Here is a 23364-nt window from a genome sequence, read left to right as displayed (position 1 = left end):
TCGGCGCGGCGAGGTCAGCCCTCCGCGGGGGCAGGGATGTCGGCCTCGGCGACCGGGGCGCCGTCGGCGCCGACCGGGTCGAGGTCGGCATGGGCCTGCTCGAACTGCGAGCGGTACAGCCGGTAGTACGCGCCCTCCTGCGCGATGAGCTCCTCGTGCGTGCCCTTCTCGACGATGTCGCCGTGCTCCATCACGAGGATGAGGTCGGCATCGCGGATCGTCGACAGGCGGTGGGCGATGACGAACGACGTCCGGCCCTCGCGGAGCGCGGCCATCGCGTGCTGCAGCAGCAGCTCGGTGCGCGTGTCCACCGACGAGGTGGCCTCGTCGAGGATGAGCACCGCCGGCTGCGCCACGAACGCGCGGGCGATCGTGATCAGCTGCTTCTCGCCGGCCGACACGTTGGACGCGTCCTCGTCGAGCATCGTGTCGTAGCCCTCGGGCAGCGACCGCACGAACCGGTCGACGCGCGTCGCGACGGCCGCGGCCTCGATCTCCTCATCCGTGGCGGACTGGCGACCGTACCGGATGTTCTCGCGGATCGTCCCCGCGAACAGCCACGGGTCCTGCAGCACCATGCCGGTGCGCGATCGGACGTCGTCGCGCGTGAGCGCGGCGATGTCCTGCCCGTCGAGCAGGATCCGGCCGCCGTCGAGCTCGTAGAACCGCATGAGCAGGTTCACGAGCGTCGTCTTGCCGGCGCCCGTCGGTCCCACGATCGCCACCGTCTGCCCGGGCTCCACGCGGAAGGACAGATCGCTGATCAGCGGGTGGTCCGGCGAGTAGGAGAACTTCACGTTCTCGAACTCGATGACGCCCTGGCCGCCGTTCAGCGCCGGGGCGTCCTCCAGGTCGGCCTCCTGCTCGTCGGCGTCGAGCAGGTCGAACACACGCTCGGCCGACGCCGTGCCCGACTGGACGACGGCCGCCATGCCGCCGAGCTCCGACAGCGGCTGGGTGAACTGCTGCGAGTACTGGATGAACGCCTGCACGTCCCCCAGTCGCAGCTGGCCGCTCGCGACCATGAGTCCGCCGAGCACGGCGATGCCGACGTACGTGAGGCTGCCGATGAAGGTCATGCCGGGCATGATCATGCCCGACAGGAACTGCGCTTTGAACGCGGCCTGGTAGAGCTCCTCGTTCTCGACCTGGAACTTGTCGCGCGCGTCGGCCTCGCGACCGAACACCCGCACCAGCGAATGACCCGAGAACGACTCCTCGACGCGGGCGTTGAGGCGCCCGACCTTGCGCCACTGCACGCCGAACGCCTTCTGCGACTTCGGTCCGATGATGCCGAAGATGACCGCCATGAGGGGCAGGGCGATGAGGGCGACGATCGCCAGCTGCCAGGAGATCGAGAACATCATGATCAGCACGCCCACCACGGTGAGCACGGCCGTCAGCGCGCCTGACAGCGACTGCTGCATCGTCTGCGTGATGTTGTCGATGTCGTTCGTGACGCGCGAGATCAGCTCGCCGCGCTGCACCCGGTCGAAGTGCGAGAGGGGAAGCCGGTTCAGCTTCGCCTCGACGTCCTCGCGGAGCCGCCACATCGTCCGCACCATGATCACGTTGATGACGTAGCCCTGCAGCCACGTCAGCAGGGCGGATGCCACGTAGATGACGAGCACCCAGGTGATGACGGTCCGCAGCGCGTCGAAGTCGACGCCGGCGCCCGGCGCGTAGTTTTCCATCGCGCCGACGATGTTCGCCTGCTCGGCCTGACCGGCTGCGCGGAGGGCCTCGACGGCCTGATCCTGCGTGAGCCCGGCGAAGCCCGGCTGCGCACCGAGCACGTTCGAGATGACGCCCTCGAAGATGATGTTCGTCGCCTCGCCGAGGATCTTCGGCGCCGCGACCGCGAGCACCACGCCGATCGCGCCGGCGAGCGTCACGAGGGCGAAGACCCACTTGTACGGCGAGAGGAGCGCGATCATCCGGAGGAAGCTCGGCCCGAAGTTCGACGCCTTGCCCGGGGCGACCGAATCCCAGTCGCCGCTGTTCAGGCGGGCCTGCTCCGCCAGCTCGAGCTCGAGCTTCTCCTCCTCGGTCAGCACGGGCTCGGATGCCGGTGCGGTCCCTCGCGCGCCGCGCTTGCGGGATCCCTGCTCGCTCATGCGTCCACCCCCAGCTGCGATTCGACGATCTCCCGGTACGTCTCGTTCGAGGCGAGGAGCTCGTCGTGCGTTCCGACACCGACCATGCGACCGGCGTCGAGGACGACGATCCGGTCGGCGTCGGTGATCGTCGACACGCGCTGCGCGACGACGATCTTCGTGACGTGCGGCAGCTCTCGCCAGAGCGCCTGCCGGAGTCGGGCATCCGTCGTCAGGTCGAGCGCCGAGAACGAGTCGTCGAACACGAGGATGTCGGGCTGGTGCACGATCGCGCGGGCGATCGACAGGCGCTGGCGCTGCCCGCCCGAGACGTTCGTGCCGCCCTGCGCGATCCGGGCGCCGAGCTGCCCGTCCATCTCCTCGACGAAGTCGCGGCCCTGGGCGATCTCGAGGGCGTGCCACAGATCGTCGTCCGTCGCCTCCTCGCGCCCGAACCGCAGGTTCGAGGCGACGGTCCCGGTGAACAGGAACGGCCGCTGCGGGACGAGGCCGATGCCCTGCCAGAGCCGGTCGAGGTCCGCTTCGCGCACGTCGACCCCGGCGATCCGCACGGAACCGCTCGTCACGTCGAACAGCCGGGGGATGAGGGAGACGAGCGTCGTCTTGCCCGACCCGGTCGAGCCGACGATCGCGACCGTCTCGCCGGGCTCCGCACGGAACGAGATGCCCTCGAGGACGGGGGAGTCGGCGCCCGGGTAGGTGAACGCGACGTCGTCGAAGGCGACGGATCCGGGCGCCGGGAACTCGCTGACCGGATTCACCGGCTTCGCGAGGCCGCCGGCGACCGCCAGCACCTCGCCGATGCGGTCCGCCGACACCGCGGCGCGGGGGATCATGATCGTCATGAAGGTGGCCATGAGGACGCCCATGAGGATCTGGCCGATGTACTGCATGAAGGCGAACAGCGTGCCGATGTCGACGTTGCCGGCATCCACCTCGATGCCGCCGAACCAGATGACGCCGACGACCGTGACGTTGAGGACGAGCATCGCGAGCGGGAACATGAGCACGAACAGCGACCCGACCTTGCGGCCGACCACCATGATGTCGGTGTTGGCGCCGCGGAAGCGCTCCTCCTCGATGCGCTCGCGCACGAACGCGCGCACGACGCGCACCCCGGTGAGCTGTTCGCGCATGATGCGGTTCACGTTGTCGAGCTTCACCTGGTAGCTGCGGAACAGCGGGACCATGCGGCTGATGATGAGGACGCCGATGATCAGCAGCGTCGGCACCGAGACCCCGATCAGCCAGCTGAGGCCGACATCCTGCTGGAGCGCCATGATGATGCCGCCGATCGCGAGCAGCGGAGCGGTGACGAGCATCGTCGCGCCCATCATCGCCAGCATCTGCACCTGCTGCACGTCGTTGGTGTTGCGGGTGATGAGCGAGCCGGCGCCGAACTGCGTGACCTCGCGCTCGGAGAAGCCGCTCACCTTCTCGAACACGTCGCGGCGGATGTCGCGGCCGACGGCCATGGCGGCGCGCGCGGCGAAGTAGGTGGCGATGACGGATGCCACGATCTGCCCGAGCGCGATCGCCAGCATGAGCACGCCGTGGGACCAGATGTAGGGGATGTCACCCTGGGTGACGCCGTTGTCGATGATGTCGGCGTTGAGGCGGGGCAGATACAGCGCCGCCATGGCCGAGGCGAACTGGAAGACCAGCACCCCCAGCAGCAGCCAGCGATAGGTCCGCAGGTAGCGGACCAGCAGGGTTCCGAGCATGGGACTCAGCGTGCCACCAGGTTCGGACATCCGCCTCCCCCCGGAGACGGATGTCCGCTGAGGGCGTAGCGAACCGGCGCGCCATAGGATGTGGCCGTGACCGCGCCTCCGCCCGCAGCGCCCGACCCGGGGCAGGACGACACGGCATCCGCTCGGGCGACGGCCGAGGCCGCGTCGCCCGGGGCCGCGTCGGCTCGGCCGCGTCCCCGGCGGGCGGCCCGTCTTGTCCACGCGGTGTCGGATCGCGTGCCCACGGGATGGCTCACCGGCATCCTGACGATCCCGTTCCTCGCCGTCACGGCGGCCTTCGGCGGCCTGAACGCCGTCGCCGCGCCGCCGCCCGCCCGGCTCGAGGCGGGTGAGACCCATCGGAACGCTCAGCTCGCGCTCACGGTCGAGCGGGCGGTCCTGATCGACGAGCTGCCCGAGGCGGGCATCTTCGTCGAGGACGGCGAGAGGGTGCTCGCGCTGGTCGTGACGGCGGAGAACCGCTGGGACCGGGCGGTCGCCGCCCACTCCGAGACCGGCGTGACCGGCTCGCTGCTCGTCGAGGAGGTCGAGCGGGCCGCCCCGGAATCCGTCGCGCGATTCGACGACGTAACCACCGATCCGTACCTGCAGCCCGGGCTCCCGGTCCCGCTCGTGCTCACCTGGGCGGTCCCCGGCGACGCGTTCGCCGACGGCGACGAGGTGCACGTCGACGTCCGGGACTTCTCGCTGCGGACCGGCCGGCTCATCACCTACGGCGAGAGCTGGGACGACCCGGTCACGGCGGCCGTCCTCACCGTGCCGATCACCGATGTCGGCTCCGGCGTCGACGGGACGGATGCCGGATGAACCGCCGGCTCGCCTGGGGCGTCGGCGTCGGCCTCCTGCTCGCCGCGTGGGGAGTCGTCCAGGTCACGCCCACCGACGACGACGCCAACGGCCCGTTCGTCGTGTCGGCCGAGATCGGCGAGAGCGCCGTCGCCCGCACCTTCGAGGTGACCGTGACGGACGTCCACCTCGCTTCGCGGGTGGCCGACGCGCGCGGCTGGTCCGCCGAGGGCACCTGGCTCGTCGTCGACCTCCAGGCGGAAGCCGTCCGCACCGAGAAGTCCACGAACCTCGGGAACGCCGTGCTGGTGGTGGACGGCGTGACGTACCGCGCCAGTGAACGGCCGGCGTCGTTCGTCGACACCTCGCTCGAGACCGGCATCCCGCAGCGGGGGAGTCTCGCCTTCGAGCTGCCGACCGCCGCCCGGGAGCGCTCCGCCGCCCTGCAGCTGAGCGGCAGCGAGGCGGAGACCCGTCTCGACTCCCTCGTCGAGCTGCGCATCGACCTCGCCGACCTGGAGCCTCAGGATGAGGTCGAGATGGAGCCGACGGGATGGGCGGCGCCGTGACGCGCCGATGGGGGCGCCGGAACGCCGCAGCCCTGGTCGCCCTGCTGATCCTGCTGCCGGCGACCGGGGGCATCCTGGTCGGCGGCGAGTGGTGGTACGCGAACCAGGGCAAGCCGGTCTTCGCGCGGAACGTCGACCCCGGCGACACCGTCGAGTTCGGCGGCGTCACGTGGGGCCCCGCCGCCGCTGCCGCCGTCACGCCCGATCCCGGCGTCGAGCTCCCGCCGGACACGAGGGTGGTCGCGGTGTCCGTTCCGGTGGACCGACACGGCGCAGCGACGTCGTGCCGGGTCGCTGCGCTCGTCGAGCTCGACGGTGCCGGCCGCGAGTGGGAGGGCGACGCCGTCGCGCTGGACTGGGACTACGAGAAGGTCACCTTCTGCCCGACCGACCCGGCGGCGGACTCATACCCGGTCGGGCCGTTCACGATGGAGATCCCGTTCCTCGTCCCCGACGACGTCACCGGTCGTCTGGGCCTGGACCTCGAGGTCGTCGACCAGTTCCCGGACTTCCTCCGACTCGAGGTCGTCCTTCCCTGACCCGGCCACGGGTGCGCCGATGAGCGCGCCCAGCGTCGCGTCGTACGCGCTCGCGATGAGCGCCACGCGGACCGGTTCGACGACGAGCGGGACGAGCAGGAGCAGCGGGCCGCCGACGACCCGCCAGAACTCGAAGAACTCGTGCGGTCCGACCAGGCGGATGAGCCCCATCCGCAGCAGCTGCTCGGCGAGCAGCACCACGACGTACAGCAGGACGTACCCGCCGATCAGGATCGGACCGCCGCGCCACATGAGCACGAGCGCGCGCCACATCGGGCGGAACCGCGAACCCACGCTCGAGCCGATGTCGTTCAGGCGGCGGCGCAGCCGCTGCGGCACGGAGCCGTACCGCTCGCGGGCGCGCATCGCGACTCCGCCCCGCCACTGGACGCCCTGCGGGTTCACCGCCTGTCCGTAGACCACGCCGGCGATCGTGAGCCACGCCAGCGGCACGAGCAGCAGGTCCCCGGCCTCGCCGGCGACCACGCCGACGGCATCCCACAGCCACCCCAGCGGGGCGAACCACGCCCCGATCCCCTCTCGCAGATCGCCGAGCCATGCCATCGCCTGGCGGGAATCGACCCAGCTCGTGACCTGGCCGACGGCCTCCCCGATGACGTAGGCCGCCAGGAACACCCACAGTCCCTCGAGGTAGGTGGCGATGACGGCGCTCCACCGGGGGAGCCGCCCGTTCCAGCGGGTCCATGCCCAGCGGCCGGCAAACGCGAGTGCGACGACCGCGAGCGTCCACGGCTCCCATGACAGCTGGTCGACGGCGCCGGAGGTGTCGACCGCCACGCCGCCCGAGAGCCCGACGGCGCGACGCTCGCTCGCCTTCTGCAGGGCGGCGTCGAGATAGGCGGCGACGTCCTCGCGCAGGAAGCCGAGCACCGCGTACACCGCGATGAACGGCAGGACCGAGGAGAGCAGGGCGTCACGGAAGGCGATCGCCCGTCGGCGCCGCTCCGTCGGCGGGGGCGCGATCACGCCGAGGCGCACCATGCCGTCGCGGAGCACGAGGAGCATCGCCACGAGGCTGACGAGCTTCGCGAGGATCGCCAGCGGAAGGAGGAGGATGCCGCCGAGCGCGCTGTACCCGCCGACGAAGCCGGCGAGCTCGATGCCGAGGTACCGGCCCAGTGTGCCGGCGAGCCACCAGGCGGCGAGGGCGGGCCAGTGCCCGGCGAGAAGCCGCCCGGTCGTCCGTATCACCTCGCGCACGCTCTCACCGTAGCGGTGCGCCGGGCATCCGCCCGGCGGTCGCGGGCGGCTCAGTCGTCGTCGAGGTCGATCTCCCCGTCCGCGATCGCGTCGGCGTAGGTGCGCAGGTCGGGGCCGGGCTCCCAGTCGATGAACCGGTCCTTGAGCCGGGACGTCAGCTGGGCGAACGCCTCGTCCGAGGTGATCGTCTCGCTCGACCGGGCGATGTCGAGGACGGCCTCGCGGAGGACGTTGTTCGCGTCGTCGACGATCTTCTGTCGCGCCTCTTTGTTCCACTTCACGTCGGTGATCTTCATGGCGACGACGGTAGGCGCCCGGCATCCGATGTCGGTAAGGGGTTGCGCTCGGCGGTTCGGGGTGTCGGGGTTCTACGGCATCGCGCGCGCAGGGGCAAGCGCTTCCGGCCGACGAGCCGCACCGCTGAGGATGGACCGCACGCGCCGCACGGGCGCTCGCGAGAGGAGTTCTTCATGGTTGATTCGGCATCGCGCGGCGTCGCCGTCGTGACGGGTGGCAGTGCGGGCCTCGGCCGGGCGATCGTGCGCGAGCTCGCCGACCGCGGCTGGGACGTCGCGGTCCTCGCGCGCGGGAAGGACGGCGTGGACGCCGCCGTCGCCGACGTGCAGGCGCGCGGGCGCCGATCGCACGGCGTGCTGGTCGACGTGTCCGACAACGCGGCCGTCGATCGCGCGGCCGACGAGGTCGAGAGTCACCTCGGGCCGATCGCCCTGTGGGTCAACGACGTCATGTCCGGTTCGATCGCCCCCTTCCTGGAGACGGCTCCCGAGGACTACGACCGGGCCACGGCGGTCACCTACCTCGGCGCCGTCAACGGAACCCGCGCCGCGCTGAAGCGGATGCAGCCCCGTGACGCCGGCCACATCATCCAGATCGGATCGGCGCTCGCGCACCGCGGCATCCCGCTGCAGGCGGCGTACTGCGGCGCGAAGCACGCGATCGACGGCTTCACCGACTCCGTCGTGTCGGAGCTCACCCACGAAGGCAGCCGGGTCGCGGTGTCGATCGTCGACATGCCGGCGCTCAACACGCCCCAGTTCGGCTGGGTGAAGTCCCCGTTCCGGCAGCACCCCCAGCCGGTGCCCCCGATCTATCAGCCCGAGGTGGGAGCGAAGGCCGTCGCCGACGTGGCCGACCGTCCCCGCCGCCGGACGTGGGTGGGGGAGTCGACCGTCTTCCTCGTCCTCGGCACGCGCTTCGCGGGCCGCTTCCTCGACTGGTACCTCGCCCGCAACGCCTGGGAGGGGCAGTTCGCCCCCGACAAGGGCGAGTCGACGAGCCCGCCCAACCTGTACGAGCCGGTCCCCGGCGATCACGGCGCCCACGGCGCGTTCGACGACCGCGCCCGCACCGGAAGCCCGCAGACCTGGGCGATCGGCCACCGCCGCGCGCTGGCGGCGGCGGGGTCGGCAGCCGCGACCGCGGCCGCCGCGGCGGTGGCCGTCGGCGCGGCGGCCCTGCTGCGGCGTCGCTGACCGTCAGGCGGCGTACATCGTCGGCACACCGCCCGGGATCGATCCGAGAAGCTCGCGCGTGTAGGCCTCGCGGGGCGCATCGAAGATCTGCTGCGGCGTCCCCGATTCGACGATGCGGCCGCGCTGCATGACGTGCACGTGGTGGGACACCATCCGCACCACGGCGAGATCGTGGCTGATGAACAGGTAGCTGAGACCCAGCTCGTCCTGCAGCCGCACGAGCAGGGCGAGGATCTGAGCCTGCACGATGACGTCGAGCGCCGACACGGCCTCGTCGAGCACGATCAGCTCGGGATCGAGTGCCAGCGCACGGGCGATCGCGACGCGCTGTCGCTGTCCGCCGGACAGCTCCGACGGATACCGCTCGGCGAGCTCGGTCGGCAGGGCCACCAGCTCGAGCAGCTCATCGACGCGGGCGCGGCGCGACCCGGGGTCGCCGATCCGGTGGATCTGCATCGGCTCCGCGATGCTCTCGCGGATCGTCATGCGGCCATCCAGCGACCCGTACGGGTTCTGGAACACCGGCTGCACGCGCCGCCGGAAGGCGAACAGCTCCTTTCTGCCCATCCCCGACAGCGGCTGCCCGTCGAAGATGACGTCGCCGGCCGTCGGCTTCTCGAGCGCGAGCGCCATGCGGGCGGTCGTGGATTTCCCCGATCCGGACTCCCCGACGATGGACACGGTCTGCCCCCGGGGGATCACGAAGCTCGACCCCTCGACGGCGACGAAGTCCGGCGTTCGGCGCCCGCGCGTCGGGTAGGTCATGCCGACCTGGTCCAGCCGCATCAGCGGTTCGGCGTCACCACCGGGCGACACGAGCGGTGCCGAGTCGATGGCCGGCGATGCCGCCAGGAGGCGCTGGGTGTACTCGGCCTTCGGCGCGCGGAGGAGGGTTGCGGCGGGACCGGACTCCACCATGTCGCCGCGGTACATCACGACGACGTGGTCGGCGCGCTCGGCGGCGAGCTCGAGGTCGTGGGTGATCATGAGCACCGACGTGCCGAGCTCCGCGGTCAGCTCGGCGAGCCGGTCGAGAATCGTCCTCTGCACGGTGACGTCCAGCGCGCTCGTCGGCTCATCGGCGATCAGCAGCTTCGGCCGGCACGCGAGTCCCATCGCGATCAGCACCCGCTGGCGCATGCCACCGGAGAGCTGGTGGGGGAACTGCGCGGCACGGCGCGCGGCATCCGGGATGCCCACCATGTCGAGCAGCTCGATCGCGCGCCGCCACGCCGACGCGCCGAACGCCTGCCGGTGGATGTGCAGGACCTCGGCGATCTGGTCGCCCACGCGCTGGATCGGGTTGAGGTTCGACATCGGGTCCTGCGGGACGAGCCCGATACCGGCGCCGCGGATCGCGCCCATCTCCTTCTCGCCGGCCGCGGCGAGGTCGCGGCCGGCGAACATGATCGAACCCGACGCGATGCGGCCGTTCGCGGCCAGGAGGCGGTTGACGGATGCCGCGGTCGTCGACTTGCCCGAGCCGGACTCGCCGACGACCGCGAGGGTCTCGCCGGGGCCGATGTCGAACGAGATGTCGCGGATCGCCGAGAACACGCCGCGCGAGGTCGTGAACTCCACGGCGAGGTCTCGCACGGACAGGACGGGAGGCGGAGAGGAGGTCATCGGGAGGCCCTTTCGATGTCGGCCGGGGAGGGGAGCGGGTGCGGAGGGCGCCGCTGCCACGGCAGCATCGCCGCGGCGGCGACGAGGCCGCAGGCGGCGCCGATGCCGAACAGGAGGTCGAAGGTGGAGCGCGAGTACGCTCCCTGGTCGGCGGTGACCGCCAGGATGATCGCTCCGATCACGCCGGCGATCGCGGAGCCGACCTGGCGCATCATGATGTTCAGGCCGTTGACGGCGCCGGTCGCGTGCAGCGGGGCGACGTCCATGAGGATGAGCGGCATCGCGGCGAAGGTGAACGAGGCGCTGCCCGAGACCAGGAGCGTGCAGACCGAGACGAGCACGACGTCGTCGAGCACCAGCATCCGTGAGGCGCTCGCCGCGGCGACGCCGAGGGCACCGGCGGCGACCGTGTTGCGGGCACCCCACCGCGTGGCGATGAAGGTGGCGAGCGGGGCGGCCGCGATGGAGGCGAGACTCGCCGGTGTCTGGACGAGGCCCGTCAGCAGGACGCCGCCGCCGAGGCCGACGCCGTCGGCGGTCGGCATCTGGGTCAGATAGACGGTGCCGGTGAAGCTGAGGAAGAACGCGATCCCGACGAACAGGGCCGTCACATGCGACGACGCGATGGGCGCGAGGCGCGCCAGCCGGACGTCGACGAACGGCGAACGCGTGCGCAGCTCGTGACGGACCCACCAGGCCGCGGCGATGGCGGCGGCGAGCCACGAGACCACGCTCGCGGCGGTCACGCCGTGCCGTCCGATCATGCTGAGCGGGACGAGGACGAGGAGGAGGATGCCGCTGAAGACGGCGGCGCCGGTGAAGTCGAACGTCCCGCTCGCCCGTGCCCGGCGATGCGGCACCAGCAGGGCGACGAGGCCGGCCGACGCGAGACCCGCGGCGGCGGCGATCCAGAACACCCCCTGCCACGGCAGCACCTCCAGCACGAGTCCGGCGAGGGGGACGCCGAGGCCCGTGCCGATCCCGAGGGTGCCGCTGACGATGCCGACCGCCCACGGCAGGGACGCGGGGGCGAGCATCGTGCGAGCGACGGCGAGGGCGAGGCCCATGACGCCGCTCGAGAACCCCTGCAGCGTCCGGCCGAGGAGCAGCATGCCGAGCGAGTCGGACAGGGCCGAGACGGCTGACCCGATCGACAGCAGCACGAGGGCCGCGACGATCATCCGCGCCAGTCCGTACCGGTCGCCGAGCCATCCGAACAGCGGCGCGCCGATCGCGCCGGCGAGCATGGTCGACGTCGCGATCCACTGCGCGTCCGCGCTCGTGACGTCCAACCATCCGGGGAACAGCGGCAGCAGCGGCAGCACGAGCGTCTGCATGAGGGCCGCGACGACGCCGGCCAGGGCGAGCGATGCCAGCATCACGCGGGCGCGCCATCCCCCGATCGGCGTCGTCACGGACATCTCCACAGCTCCCGATGCCGCCGGTCAGGCGACCGCGTACGCGATGGACTCGATGGATTCGGCTGCCTCGACGTCCCAGGACTCCTCGACCTCGGCGAGGGTGACCGTCTGGCCGAAGCTCCAGTCGATGGCGAACAGCGCGTGGTGGTTGCGCTCGGCGGTGAACTCGGCGACCGCATCGCGGACGACGTACGTGCCGTAATCGCGCTGACCGGCGTCGCGTGCCGTCGTCTCGACGCAGATGTTGGTCGTGACGCCGCACAGGACGACGTTGCGGATGCCGAGGCCGGTGAGCACCGGCTCGAGCCGCGTGCCGTAGAACGCGCTCGGACGGGACTTGTCGATGACGATCTCGCCGGGGAGCGGCGCCAGCTCGTTGATGATCTCGATCTCCGGCTCGCCGGCCCCGAGGGAGTTCGACGAGATCCGGTCCTGCGCCTTGATGCCGCGGATGGGCCCGAAGTCGATCATCCCCTCGTGATAGACGTACCGGGTGAAGATGACCGGCACGCCGGCGGCGCGGGCGTCGGCGATCAGTCGCTTCGTGCCGGGGATGGCGGCGCGGAGAGGGGTGACGTCGACGCCGGAGCGGCCGAGCGAGTCGCCGTTGTCGAAGAACGCGCGCTGCATGTCGATGACCAGGACAGCGGTGTTCTCGCGGGGGATGGTGGTCATGGGGTGTCCTTTCGGGAACGGTGGTGGTGGTGGCGATCGGTCAGTCAGTTGAAGACGAAGAAGCCGTCGGGACGCGGAGTCCACTCGAGCCCGGCCGTGTAGCCGTACGTGTAGGTGTCGATGAACAGCGGCGCGTAGTAGGTGTTCTCCGCGACGATCTCGGAGATCTGCCCGAGCAGGTCGGCGCGGGTCGCCTCGTCCGGCTCGGCGATCTCGGCGACCAGCAGATCGTCGATCTCGGGGTCCGAGAAGTAGCCCTGCCCGCCGGAGCGCGTCAGCATCCCGAGGGGGAGATCGGCGTCCATCACGGACGGCGCGAACGCGAAGATGAAGGCGCCGGGAAGCTGGTTCGAGAACCAGTTCGAGCTGAACGTGCCCGCCTCCTGGCCGTCGAGGGTCACCGTGAAGCCGGCCGTCTCCAGGTAGCCGGCGACGGCCTGCGCGAGCTGGTCGATCTGCGGCAGTCCGGTCGTCGGGTACGACAGCACGATCGGACTGCCGTCGTAGTCGGACTCCTCGAGCATCGCTGCGGCGGCATCCGGGTCGTACTCGGTGGCCGTGACGTCCTCGGTGTAGCCGAAGGTCACCTTTGCGACGAGCTGACCGGTCGGTTCCACCGCGCCGTTCATGAGGTCATCGCTGATCGCGGTGCGATCGACCGCCAGGTCGGCGGCCTTCCGCACGGCGGGGTCCGCGAGTGGGCCCTCGCTCCCGTTGAAGCCGAGGTAGAGCACGCGATTGCTCTGCTGGTCGACGACGTCGACCGAGTCGGATGCCTCGACCGTGTTCACCTGCGACGTGCCCAGGAGGGCGATGTCGAGGTCGCCGGACTGCAGGGAGTTCGCTCGTGTCGTCTCGTCGAGCACGAAGCGGAACTCGATCCGCTCATACGCTCCGGCCTCGCCGAAGTACTCCTCGTTGCGGGTCAGCACGATGGAGTCGCCCTTCTGCCACCGCTCCACCTGGTACGGCCCCGACCCGACGGGCGCGGCGGCGAAGGCATCCGGGTCCTTCTCATAGGCAGCCTGCGGCAGGATCGGCACGAGAGTGACCTGGCGGTCGAACGGCGCGTACGGCGTGTTGAGATGGAACACCACCTCGGTGTCGGAGGCGGCCTCGACGGATTCGATCGTGGTCATGTAGCCGGCGAGGTTCGCCTCGGGGTCGGCCATGGTCGTCTCATAGGTGAAGACGACGTCCGAGGCGGTGACCGGCGATCCGTCCGAGAAGACGGCGTCATCGCGAAGGGTGAACGTCCAGGTCGTGAGCGACGCGTCGGCCGACCATTCGGTGGCCAGTGACGGGACGACATCGCCCTTCTCATCGATCGTCGTCAGCTGGGTGAAGACGTCGTAGAAGATGTTCAGCGCATTGAGGTTCGTGTCGTAGAGCGGGTTCAGCGACGACGGCTCGCCGGTCAGGGCGACCACGATCGAGTCGTCCTCGGATGCCGCGGCATCGTCGAAGCCGCCGGTGCAGCCGGCGAGGCTGATTGCGCCGACGGTCAGCAGGGCGGGGGCGGCGATCCAGCGGGGGAGGTGGTGCGGAGTGGACACGATGTCTCCTTGGTGTGGTCGGGTGGAGCGGGCTGTGGCGGGAGCGGTGGCAGGGGAGCGGTTCAGGAGGAGCGGGTGCGCTCGAACGCCTGCGACAGGAACTGTGCGCCGGCGATGAGGAGGAAGACGGCGGCCGCGGGGACGATCGTCATCCACGGGTCGGACTGGAGGTATCGCTGGCCCTCGTTGATCATCAGTCCGAGGCTCGGCGTCGGCGGCTGGATGCCCAGCCCGATGAAGCTGAGTGAGGACTCGATCGTGATGACGACACCGATCTGGAACGCCGAGAGGATGAGGACCTGGGGGAGGACGTTGCGCAGCAGGTGCCGACGGATCACCCAGCCCGCCGAGGCGCCCGCCGACACGGCCGCCGTGACGAACTCCTGCTCACGCAGGGAGAACACGACCGCGCGGACCACGCGGCCGTACGTCACCCAGTTGGTCAATCCGAGCAGGATCACCAGGAGGGCCGGACTGGAGCCGAGCGTCGCGACCAGCACGATCAGGAGGAGGACCACCGGGATCGCGAGCTGGACGTCGCCGATGCCCATCAGCACGGTGTCGATCCGGCCGCCGCGATAGCCCGCAACGAGCCCGACGACAAGGCCGAGGATCGCGCTGATCAGCACCGCTCCGACCGCGATGAGCAGGGACATCTGCGTCGCGAGGGCGAGTCGACTGAGGACGTCGCGACCCAGCTGATCGGTCCCGAGCAGGTGTGCGGAGTCCGTGAGCGGCTCGATGAGGCTCTCGCCCAGGCTCTGCGAGTACGGGTCGGCACCCGGCAGCAGCGGGACGACGAAGGACAGGATCAGCACCGCACCGATGAACACGAGCGCGACGACGGTGGACGGCGAGCTGCGACGGACGGAACCGACGACGGCGGCGGTGGCGCTGCGCAGGCGCACCCCGCCGGGAATCTGCGTGACGGCGGTCATCGGGCGAGCCTCACTCTCGGGTCCAGGGTGGCGTAGAGCATGTCCACGATCAGGTTGATGAGGACGAAGACGATCGCGATGACGACGACGCCGGCCTGCACGATGGGGTAGTCCCGCTGCTCGACGCCCTGGACGATCAGACGGCCGAGCCCCGGCCAGTTGAAGACGGTCTCGATGACGACGAGCCCACCCACCAGGACGCCCAGATTGATGCCGGCGACGGTGATGAGCGGCAGCAGTGCGTTGGGCAGCTGGTGCCGCAGGACGACGCGGGTACGGGATGCGCCCTTCGCGAGGGCGGTGCGCACGAAGTCCTTCTGACGGCTCTCGGCGAATGACTGGTTCAGGAGGCGCAGGTACAGGGCCACTTCGAACGAGGCGATCGTCAGGATCGGCAGCACGTAGCTGGCGTACGACGTGCGTCCCATCGCCGGCAGCGCGCCGAGCCAGACCGAGAACACCAGGATCATCAGGATGCCGAAGAGGTACGGCGGGATGGCCTGCCGGGTCGTGGCGATCCACAGCATGGTGCCCCGGACGCGTTCGCTGCGGGACAGCTCCCCGAGCACGGCGACGATGATCGCCACGAGCAGCCCGATCGCGAAGGACGCCAAAGCCAGCTCGAGGGTAGCCGGGAGGCGCTCGATGACGAGGCCGACGGCCGACACGCCCTGGCGGATCGAGTCGCCGAGGTCGCCCTGAGCGGCGGCGACCAGGAAGGAGACGTACTGCTCCCACAGTGGCCGATCGAGCCCGAGTGTCGCGCGCATCGCGTCGACGTCCGCCTGCGTCGCTTCCTGGGGGAGCATCAGCCGCACCGGATCCCCGGTGAGACGGGCCAGGACGAAAGCGAGACTGAGGACGACGAACACGGTCAGGGCGGTACGCACGACGCGCGAAGTGATGAAGCGGGTCACATCTCTTCCGATCCCTAAATGTCCAATGTTTACGAAGTCGACACTAGGGATGCTTCGTTCGGGGGAGGTATCACGCGTGTAACAGCCATATTTCGCGGTTGCCGAGAGAAGAAGTCGTGTCGGAGACGCTGCTGGACGTTTCTGAGATACGGTGTCTGAAGCCCGTCACAGGGGTGTGAAGGAGGGGCGCATGGCCCAGTCATCGACGGCGAACCGCCTCACGGTCCAGCGCATCGAACCGGCGTACCGCCAGGTCGCGAGCCAGCTGCGCCGGATGGTGATCGACGGGACGCTCGAACCCGGTGCACAGCTGCCGTCCGAGGAGAAGCTCGGTGTGCAGTTCGGCGTCAGCCGTAACACGATCCGCGAGGCGCTCCGGATGCTGTCGTCTCAGAACCTCACGGTCACCAAGCGCGGTGTCGCCGGGGGCACGTTCATCGCCCGGCCCGACCCCGAGGCGCTGCAGGAGAGCATCGTGACGAGCCTGCAGCTGCTCAACGGCTACAACGTCATCGACGTCGAGGAGCTGTTCGAGACGCGTCTCATCCTCGAAGTGCCCTCGGCGCGCGGTGCTGCGCTGCGCCGCACCGACGAGGACCTCGAGCGACTGCGGCTGGCCGCCACCCGCGTGGAGCACGGCCGGACCGTGCTCGATCGCACCGTGTCGAGCCAGGACTTCCACCAGGCCGTCATCGATGCCGCCGGCAACCGGCTGATCTCACTCCTCGCACCTCCGGTGTGGGACGTCTTCCAGCAGGACTCGCTGTCCACGCCGCGGTCGGCGGAGCGCTGGGAGGACATCGACCGCGAGCATCTGGACGTCCTGCGCCACATCGAGGCGCAGCGGCCCGACGAGGCGGCGGAGGCGATGCGCGTCCACCTCGAGCGGCTGCACGCCTCCCGGTAGGTCGGTGCGGGGCGTCGGCGCACCGCCGGCGCGCCACGCGGGCTCGGCGGCGTCAAGGGCGCGGCGGTCCGCGGTCTCCCGCGATAGCGTGGGATCGCGTCCCACGACCGTGGGGAGACGGCGCGTCGCACCCGGCGGGCCGCATCCTCCTCGCGGCCCGCAGGATCCGCTCGCCCCCAGGACGGACTGCCGAAAGGAACTCGATGAGTACGAGCAGCGAACCGCTCCGCGCCCGCGCGCACGTCACCGGTGTCAGTGCCCGGTACACCTCCGCCGACGGGCGCACCTCGGACGTCGCGGCGGACGACGCCGACGGCATCCGGGACCTGCTCATCCAGCATGCGCGAACGGATGCCGTGGCCTCGGGCGCGCCGCTCGCGCTGCACACGAGCGGCGATCACGGCGAGCACGAGCTGCTCGTGGACCCCGACGGACGCGTCACCGTGACCTACGACGACCGGACGCTCACCCGCGCCGAGCTGCGGCAGCACCTCTGGTGGACGACGGCGCGCCAGGACGCTCCCGACGACGCGGAGGGGTCCGGCCCCGTCGAGGCCGCCGGCGATGATCCGGATACGGAGCGCGCGGACGCGCCCGACGAGGGCGCACCGGAGGACGACGTGGAGGACGACGCATCCGACGACGAGGACCTCGAGGCGACGCACGCGGCGGCGGCGCACGCCCCGGTCCCCGCTGCCGATCCTCCCGGTGAGGATGCCGAGGACGACCCGTCGCCGGAGGACGAGGCGCCCGCATTCGCCCCGGTCAGCGCGGGCGACCCCGGCGATGACGACGACCTGGAGGACGGCGTGTTCGCGGCACGGACGGTCATCACCGACGGCGTGCCGCCTGCCGTGCCGCAGTTCTTCCTGCCCGGCGCCGACGGGGACGCCTCCGCCGCGGGCCCTCGCGCCTCGACGGGGTCGACGGAGCACGAGCCGCTGCCGTGGACGCCGGGCGAGGTCACCGAGATCTCGGCGGATGCGCCGAGCCCTGTCGACGTCGCGCGCGCCTCGCGGGACGCCGAGGAGCAGGCCGAGGCGGGCTCCCTCACGGCGACCGGTGCGTTCCCCGTCGCCGCCGGCGCGATGGCCTCCGGCCTGGACGACTCCGTCGCCGCCGGAGTCGATGCGCCCGCCGCCGGAAGCCGGCCCACGTTCATCGAGCCCGCGACGGATCACCCCGCCCAGCTGACCGGATGGCGTGCCTTCCTCGCGAGCCTCGGCCTCCCGGTCGGCCCGTCCCGCGCTGAGATCGAGCGCGCAGAGCGCGAGAAGCTCGTCTCACGGCAGTGGGCGGGGTGCCGCGCCATTGCCGTCGCGAACGGCAAGGGCGGCGTCGGCAAGACGATGACCACCGCCGTGCTGTCGGCGGTGTTCGCTCGGCACGGCGGCGGGAACGTGCTCGCGTGGGACAACAACGACACCAGGGGGACGCTCGGCTGGCGCACCGAGCAGGGCGAGTACGACACGACGATCCGAGACCTGCTGCCCGAAGCGCGGCGGCTGCTCGAGCCGACGGCATCCGTCTCCGACATCGCCCGCTTCGTGCACCACCAGAGCATCGATCGCTACGACGTGCTGCGCTCCAACCCCGAGCTGCTCGCGGCGGACCAGCGCATCACGACGGCCGATTTCGACCTGCTCGCGCGCGTGGCGGCGCGGTACTACCGCATGGTGATCTTCGACTCCGGCAACGACGAGTCCGCCGACCGCTGGCTCCGGATGATCGACTCGGCGCACCAGCTCGTCGTGCCGACCCTCGCGGCGCCGGAGTCCGCGGAGTCCGCGGCGCTCCTGCTCGACGCGCTGCGCCACCGGGACGAGCACTCGCAGCGGCTGGCCGACAGTGCCATCGTCATCGTCGGACAGTCCGAGAAGTCGAGCGCGGCGGCCGTCGAGGACATCGCTGCGAAGTTCATCGGACATGTCCGCGCCGTGCAGATCATCCCGTTCGACCACGCGCTGAAGGCGGGCCGGATCCGCTACGACGCGCTGCAGCCTCGCACGCGCGACGCCTGGATGCGTGCCGCCGCCGCCGTCGCCGAGGGCCTCTGACGGCTGCGTCGGGCACAATGAGCGGGTGACCGATACGGATGCCGAGCTGGCGCGGATCGCCGCCGCGCTGAGCATCCTGCCGCCCGACGAGTTCGTCGCCGCGCGCGGGGCGGCGGCCAAGGCGACCGACGACACGTCCCTCGCCGCGGCGGTGAAGAAGCTCCGTAAGCCGGTCCTGGCGGCGTGGGTCGTGAACCTCTTCGCGGCCGAGGCATCCGACACGCTCACGCCTGCCCTCCGGCTCGCCGACGAGCTGCGCGACGCGGTGGACGCGGGCGACAGCGCGGCCCTCACCGCGCTCACCCGCGAGCGCCGGCGGACGCTCCGGGAACTCACCCGCGCGGCGCTGGATCTGGCGGGCTCCCGCGGCGTCGACGTCAGCGCCGCCGCGCGAGACGCCGTCGAACGCACCCTCGATGCGGCCCTCCGCGATCCGGATGCCGCGGCCGCGGTCGCCTCGGCGCGTCTGCTCCGCCCCATCGAAGCCACCGGCATGGAGTCGCCCGACCTGACGGACGCCGTGTCCGGGCCGTACGAGCCCGAGCTCGCCGCGCCGGCGCCGCCGTCGGACGAACTCGCCGAGCGCCGGGAGCGGCGCGCGGCCGAACGTGCGGCCCGAGATGCCGAGCGACACGCGCAGGTCGCCGAGAAGGAGCTCGACCGCATCGAGCAGCGCTGGGAGGAGGCGCAGGACCGCGTCACCGCGCTGGACGACCGGATCACGGAGCTCGACGCGGAACGCGACCGTCTGGTCGCCGACCTCGACGCGGCCCGCGATGCCGTCGACCAGCTGAGCGCCGCCCGGAAGGACGCGCGCGACGAGGCGCGCGCCGCGCGGAAGGCGTCAGAGCGCCTCCACCGGTCGGATTGACGAGCGGGTCAGCGGCCGCGCGACTGATCGAGCGCGGTGGTGGCCGTCGACCACACCAGCGTCTGCGCGATCTCGACGGCCCGGCTGTACCGGCTCCCCGCGAGCACCACGTACACCGCACCGACGACGTCGATGAAGCCGGCGGTCTCGCCGCCGATCCGCACCTCGTAGCGGTCCGGCGCGATCAGGTCCCACTGGATCCGTGACGCGCGAGCAGACGGTTCGGCCGGGCGGCGCGGGGGAAGCGCGCGGAGCGCCTCACCATCGACGAGCACCGGCGCGGCGTGCTCGGCCTCGACGATGTCTGAGTCCGTATACATGTCCCGCACCTCATCCCACTTCACCCAGCCCAGCTCCCAGGAAGCCCACCATCCCGCGTCCGCGCGCGCGGCGAGAGGGGATTGACGGCGCTCGTGCAGTGGGCTACGCCTGGGGAATGACCACCTACCTCATCTCCTTCCCCGCAGCCGCGATGGTCATCCCGGAAGGGGAATTGGACACGGTGGTCGAGGAGTCGCACGCCGTCATCCGCGAGATGAAGGAGGCCGGCGTCTACGTCTTCGGAGGCGGGTTGGACACCGGGGTGCCCGTCGTCCGCGTCACCGCAGACGGCATCGTGACCCCGGGGGCATATTCGCAGACGGCGGAGTTCGACGGGGGCCTCACCGTCATCAGGGTCGGCAGCCGCGCCGAGGCGGAGCGGTGGGCGGCGAAGGTCGCCGCGTCCTGCCGCTGCGCTCAGGAGCTGCGGGAGTTCGGCGACGACCCCGAGTCCTGAGCGGCCCGCATCAGACGAGGGCGGGGGAGGACTCCGCGGCCACGCGGACGGCATCGGTCACCGTGTCGAGCAGCGGGGAGGAGAGGTTCCAGCGCTGCCAGTACAGCGGCACATCGACCACGTCGTCCCCGAGCTGCACGAGCGAGCCGTCCCGGAGGCCGCTCTCATACTGACCGGGCAGCAGCATGCCCCAGCCGAGACCCGACACCACCGCCTGCGCGAACTCGGCGGACGCGCTGATCACATGGCGCGGCGCCTCGCTCCGCGCACCATGCCGCCGGGCGAATGTCGTCTGCAGGGTGTCGTGCCGGTCGAAGTCCACGATCGGCGCCGCCTCGAGTGCGGCGCGCCCGATGCCGGCCGGAAACCAGCGCTCGGCGAACGAGCGCTTCGCGATGGCGGTGTACCGCATGCGGCCGAGGGGCGAGGCCAGGCATCCGCTCACCGGCTCGCGCTGCGATGTGACGGCGCCCATGACGCTCCCCGCCGCGAGCAGCTGCGCCGTCCGCTCCTGGTCCTCGCGGTGGATCTCGAACGTGACGGCGTGCGCGGCGGTCACCGCGGTCAGCGCGGGCAGGAACCAGGTGATGAGGGAGTCGGCGTTCACGGCGAGGTGTACGTGCGGCGCGGCGACCTCATCGCCCAGCGCGACCCGCGCATCGTGCTCGAGCAGGGCGAGCTGACGGGCCAGTCGCACCAGCGGCTCGCCGGCCTCCGTCGCCGACACCGGCTTGGTGCGGCGGAGCACGACGCGCCCCACCCGCTGCTCGATCGCCCGGATGCGCTGGCTCACCGCACTGGGACTGATCCCGAGGTCTGCGGCGGCGCGTTCGAGCGTCCCGGCGTCGACGACGGCGGTGAGCGTGCGCAGCTGCTCGAGCGGAAGGTCCATGGCGCCACTCTAAATGAAGGTGTGCTTCACATCGTGAAGAATACTGCGCTGGACTGCATATTGCACCCGGCCTAGCCTGAACGCATGACCCCCCAGATCATCGCGCTCCTGTCCGGACTCGGGCTGTGCCTCGGGCTCATCGTCTCCATCGGAGCGCAGAACGCCGTCGTCCTGCGGCAGGGCCTCCGGCGCGAGCACGTCGGTCTCGTCGTCGCCGTCTGCGTCGTCAGCGACGCCGTCCTGCAGACGCTCGGCGTCGCCGGGGTCGCGACCCTCGTGACGTCGCATCCCTGGCTCGAGGTCGTCGCGCGATGGGCCGGCGCCGCCTTCATCCTCGGCTTCGCGTTCGTGAGCGCCCGGCGGGCCTGGCGCGGCGGCGGGTCGCTCGAGGCCGCCACCGATGCGCCTGCGGCGGAGACCGCGGCCCCGGCATCCGGCGGGGTCCTCACAGCCACGGCCACGACGCCGAAGACCCGGCTGCGGAGCGGACGCATGGCGACGCTGCTGACGATCCTGGCGGTGACCTGGCTGAACCCGCATGCGCTCGTCGAGACGACGTTCGTGCTCGGCTCCGTCGCGGGCACGCACGGCGACGAACGGTGGTGGTTCCTCGCCGGCGGCATCGCCGCGAGCACCCTCTGGTTCGTCGGGTTCGGCTACGGTGCGCGCTACCTGGCGCCGCTGCTGCGCACCGAGCGCGCATGGCGGATCCTCGATGGCGGCATCGCCGCCGTCATGGTCGTCATCGCGATCAGCCTGATCCTCGGCTGACCGCGCTGCCGTCAGTTCGCGGCGTCGTACGCGTCGAGCACGGCGGCGGGGACGCGACCGCGCTCCGACAGCTCGTAGCCGTTCTTCGACGCCCATTCGCGGATGGGGCCGTAGTCGCGCTGACCGTTGCGGCGCTGCTTGCGGTTCGAGCCGCCGTTTCCGCCGGTCGACCGCGCCGGACGCGAGGCGTTCGACCGCGACGAGACCGAGCGGGCCGCGTCGATGTACGGAGCCAGGGCCTCGCGCATCGCGGTCGCGTTGCGATCGCTGAGGTCGATCTCGTACGCGGTGCCATCGAGGGAAAAGAGGACGGTCTCGCCGTCGCCGACCTCGAGGACGGTGCCGTCCAGATCGTCGACGAGCTGATGCACAATTCTGCGGGCCATGGCCAGAGCCTAGTGGGGGAGCGGTGTCCTACGGGAGAAGCCCGGCCCGGCGCGCCTTCGTGACGGCGGCGTGGCGGGTCGACGCGTCGAGTTTCGCCATCGCGGCCTGCAGGTACGACTTGACCGTGCCCTCCTTGAGCGACAGCGAGGTAGCGATTTCCGCGTTCGTCGCTCCGAGCGCGCAGCACGCCAGCACATCCAGCTCCCGCGGCGACAGCGAGACCTCGAGGGTCAGGGCCGGTTCGCTGCTCTCGCGCGAGATCGCGGCGAGGCGACGCTCGACGGCGGCGATCCTGTCGCGGAGACCCGCATCGGAGACGGATGCCGCGATGCTGCGCAGCTCGGCGTAGCTCTCGCGCAGATCCTCCTGAGCGGCGGCGGGGAGCCCGGCTCCACTGGGGGCGAACGCCGACACGCGTCGCTCGACCTCCTCGCGCACGCGCAGCTCGGTCGCCACCATGTCGGCTGCTCGGAATGCGGGCCGGCTGACGAGGTCGCCCACCGGGCCGGGCGTCCACGACCCGCAGTACACGATGCCCCGGGAGCGACCGTTCACGATGATCGGCACCGCGAGCAGCGTCGAGATCCCCTCGCCGAGGATGGCGCGGTCGTAGTCGTGGGTGATGCCGCGGGCGGTCCGGTACTCGAGCGCCAGGCGAGGGCGCTTCTCGATCATCGCCGCCCCGCCGAGGCCTCGGCCCGCGTGCACGACGAGGCCTTCGATCGAGTGGGTGCGCGCGCCCGAGATGGCGGAGACGTGGACGGCGCCGTCGTCGCGCTCCAGTCCACCGAAGACGACCGGGAAGCGGGTCTGCCGCGACAGGTCCGCCACGGCTCGTGAGACGAGCTGTGTATCGGTGTAGGTTTCCACCGGCAACCTTTACCTACTTCCGGGGGTGACGGCGCCCACGCCGCCTTCGTACCTTCGAATCTACCACGCGGCCTTTTCTCCGAGACGGCCGCGTCAGAGCAGAGTCGCTCACCCCATGAGGCAAGGAGGCCACATGTCGCAATCACCCCGTGAGACCGCGGGAGGGACAGCCATCGACTATGTCGCGGTGGAGTCGTCCCCGCGGTTCGTCGAGCTGAA

The 23364-nt window shown here is 71.0% G+C and carries 22 protein-coding genes; 8 read left to right on the top strand and 14 right to left on the bottom strand.

All coding sequences use genetic code 11. The features are described 5' to 3' along the window. Positions 1-14: 14 nt before the first annotated feature. Both AB3M83_RS13290 and AB3M83_RS13285 read right to left on the bottom strand, forming a co-directional pair. Positions 15-2117 carry an ABC transporter ATP-binding protein gene (locus tag AB3M83_RS13290; RefSeq protein ID WP_412948919.1) on the bottom strand — a complete coding sequence of 701 codons (2103 nt, stop codon included), beginning with the start codon at positions 2115-2117 and terminating at the stop codon, positions 15-17. Continuing rightward, complete coding sequence (locus AB3M83_RS13285) at positions 2114-3841, bottom strand: ABC transporter ATP-binding protein (protein ID WP_412948932.1); 1728 nt, start codon at positions 3839-3841, stop codon at positions 2114-2116. Before AB3M83_RS13285 ends, AB3M83_RS13290 begins: the two co-directional genes overlap by 4 nt. 96 nt (positions 3842-3937) lie before the next feature. Here AB3M83_RS13285 and AB3M83_RS13280 point away from each other — a divergent pair, with 96 nt between their 5' ends. Both AB3M83_RS13280 and AB3M83_RS13275 read left to right on the top strand, forming a co-directional pair. Further along, positions 3938-4678, top strand: coding sequence for a hypothetical protein (locus tag AB3M83_RS13280; protein WP_412948918.1), 741 nt, complete (start codon positions 3938-3940; stop codon positions 4676-4678). Next, entirely contained in the window at positions 4675-5226 is a 552-nt protein-coding gene (locus AB3M83_RS13275; RefSeq protein ID WP_412948917.1) for a DUF4352 domain-containing protein, read from the top strand. The genes AB3M83_RS13280 and AB3M83_RS13275 overlap by 4 nt, the downstream gene beginning before the upstream one ends. Positions 5227-5630: 404 nt before the next feature. On the opposite strand, the gene AB3M83_RS13270 is transcribed toward AB3M83_RS13275, so the two are convergent. Both AB3M83_RS13270 and AB3M83_RS13265 read right to left on the bottom strand, forming a co-directional pair. Further along, a complete protein-coding gene (locus AB3M83_RS13270; protein WP_412948916.1) occupies positions 5631-6986 on the bottom strand; it encodes a hypothetical protein in 1356 nt (451 codons plus the stop codon). A gap of 50 nt (positions 6987-7036) precedes the next feature. Then, the gene (locus AB3M83_RS13265) at positions 7037-7282 is read right to left on the bottom strand and encodes a hypothetical protein (protein ID WP_412948915.1); all 246 of its coding nucleotides are present in this window, start codon (positions 7280-7282) and stop codon (positions 7037-7039) included. A gap of 174 nt (positions 7283-7456) precedes the next feature. Between AB3M83_RS13265 and AB3M83_RS13260 the strand changes: the two genes are divergently transcribed. Further along, complete coding sequence (locus AB3M83_RS13260; protein ID WP_412948913.1) at positions 7457-8479, top strand: SDR family oxidoreductase; 1023 nt, start codon at positions 7457-7459, stop codon at positions 8477-8479. Positions 8480-8482: 3 nt separating this feature from the next. Here the strand turns inward: AB3M83_RS13260 and AB3M83_RS13255 are convergent, their stop codons facing one another. From AB3M83_RS13255 to AB3M83_RS13230, 6 genes are all read right to left on the bottom strand, one after another. Continuing rightward, a complete protein-coding gene (locus AB3M83_RS13255; RefSeq protein WP_412948912.1) occupies positions 8483-10105 on the bottom strand; it encodes an ABC transporter ATP-binding protein in 1623 nt (540 codons plus the stop codon). Further along, positions 10102-11520 carry an MFS transporter gene (locus tag AB3M83_RS13250; protein ID WP_412948911.1) on the bottom strand — a complete coding sequence of 473 codons (1419 nt, stop codon included), beginning with the start codon at positions 11518-11520 and terminating at the stop codon, positions 10102-10104. The genes AB3M83_RS13255 and AB3M83_RS13250 overlap by 4 nt, the downstream gene beginning before the upstream one ends. A 30-nt stretch (positions 11521-11550) precedes the next feature. Next, on the bottom strand, positions 11551-12201 hold the full coding sequence (locus AB3M83_RS13245; protein WP_412948909.1) for a cysteine hydrolase family protein: 651 nt from the start codon (positions 12199-12201) through the stop codon (positions 11551-11553). Positions 12202-12245: 44 nt separating this feature from the next. Next, positions 12246-13757, bottom strand: a complete 1512-nt coding sequence (locus AB3M83_RS13240) for an ABC transporter substrate-binding protein (RefSeq protein WP_412948908.1) — start codon at positions 13755-13757, stop codon at positions 12246-12248. A gap of 62 nt (positions 13758-13819) precedes the next feature. Continuing rightward, complete coding sequence (locus tag AB3M83_RS13235) at positions 13820-14695, bottom strand: ABC transporter permease (protein ID WP_412948906.1); 876 nt, start codon at positions 14693-14695, stop codon at positions 13820-13822. Continuing rightward, the gene (locus AB3M83_RS13230) at positions 14692-15612 is read right to left on the bottom strand and encodes an ABC transporter permease (protein WP_412948905.1); all 921 of its coding nucleotides are present in this window, start codon (positions 15610-15612) and stop codon (positions 14692-14694) included. Before AB3M83_RS13230 ends, AB3M83_RS13235 begins: the two co-directional genes overlap by 4 nt. A 190-nt stretch (positions 15613-15802) precedes the next feature. On the opposite strand from AB3M83_RS13230, the gene AB3M83_RS13225 reads away from it, so the two are divergent. From AB3M83_RS13225 to AB3M83_RS13215, 3 genes are all read left to right on the top strand, one after another. Beyond that, positions 15803-16519 (top strand): FadR/GntR family transcriptional regulator, encoded by a 717-nt coding sequence (locus AB3M83_RS13225; protein WP_412948904.1) that lies wholly within the window; start codon positions 15803-15805, stop codon positions 16517-16519. A 203-nt stretch (positions 16520-16722) separates the two neighbouring features. Further along, positions 16723-18576 carry a ParA family protein gene (locus AB3M83_RS13220; protein WP_412948902.1) on the top strand — a complete coding sequence of 618 codons (1854 nt, stop codon included), beginning with the start codon at positions 16723-16725 and terminating at the stop codon, positions 18574-18576. Between the two features lie 25 nt (positions 18577-18601). Beyond that, entirely contained in the window at positions 18602-19447 is an 846-nt protein-coding gene (locus tag AB3M83_RS13215) for a hypothetical protein (protein ID WP_412948900.1), read from the top strand. An 8-nt stretch (positions 19448-19455) separates the two neighbouring features. Here AB3M83_RS13215 and AB3M83_RS13210 read toward each other — a convergent pair whose 3' ends face one another. Further along, positions 19456-19767, bottom strand: a complete 312-nt coding sequence (locus AB3M83_RS13210) for a hypothetical protein (protein WP_412948898.1) — start codon at positions 19765-19767, stop codon at positions 19456-19458. Between the two features lie 116 nt (positions 19768-19883). Here AB3M83_RS13210 and AB3M83_RS13205 point away from each other — a divergent pair, with 116 nt between their 5' ends. Further along, positions 19884-20225, top strand: coding sequence for a YciI family protein (locus AB3M83_RS13205; protein ID WP_412948896.1), 342 nt, complete (start codon positions 19884-19886; stop codon positions 20223-20225). A gap of 10 nt (positions 20226-20235) precedes the next feature. Here AB3M83_RS13205 and AB3M83_RS13200 read toward each other — a convergent pair whose 3' ends face one another. Next, entirely contained in the window at positions 20236-21117 is an 882-nt protein-coding gene (locus tag AB3M83_RS13200; protein ID WP_412948895.1) for a LysR family transcriptional regulator ArgP, read from the bottom strand. 84 nt (positions 21118-21201) lie between these two features. On the opposite strand from AB3M83_RS13200, the gene AB3M83_RS13195 reads away from it, so the two are divergent. Beyond that, on the top strand, positions 21202-21888 hold the full coding sequence (locus AB3M83_RS13195; RefSeq protein ID WP_412948894.1) for a LysE/ArgO family amino acid transporter: 687 nt from the start codon (positions 21202-21204) through the stop codon (positions 21886-21888). An 11-nt stretch (positions 21889-21899) separates the two neighbouring features. On the opposite strand, the gene AB3M83_RS13190 is transcribed toward AB3M83_RS13195, so the two are convergent. Continuing rightward, entirely contained in the window at positions 21900-22274 is a 375-nt protein-coding gene (locus AB3M83_RS13190) for a histone-like nucleoid-structuring protein Lsr2 (protein ID WP_412948893.1), read from the bottom strand. A 28-nt stretch (positions 22275-22302) separates the two neighbouring features. After that, positions 22303-23145, bottom strand: a complete 843-nt coding sequence (locus tag AB3M83_RS13185; protein ID WP_412948892.1) for a helix-turn-helix transcriptional regulator — start codon at positions 23143-23145, stop codon at positions 22303-22305. Positions 23146-23364 lie beyond the last annotated feature (219 nt).

The sequence above is a fragment of the Microbacterium pasadenense genome (assembly GCF_047246565.1).
In the GTDB taxonomy this organism is placed as follows: domain Bacteria; phylum Actinomycetota; class Actinomycetes; order Actinomycetales; family Microbacteriaceae; genus Microbacterium.
Note: the sequence above shows the minus strand (reverse complement) of the source record. Positions and strands in the feature narration are given on the sequence as shown.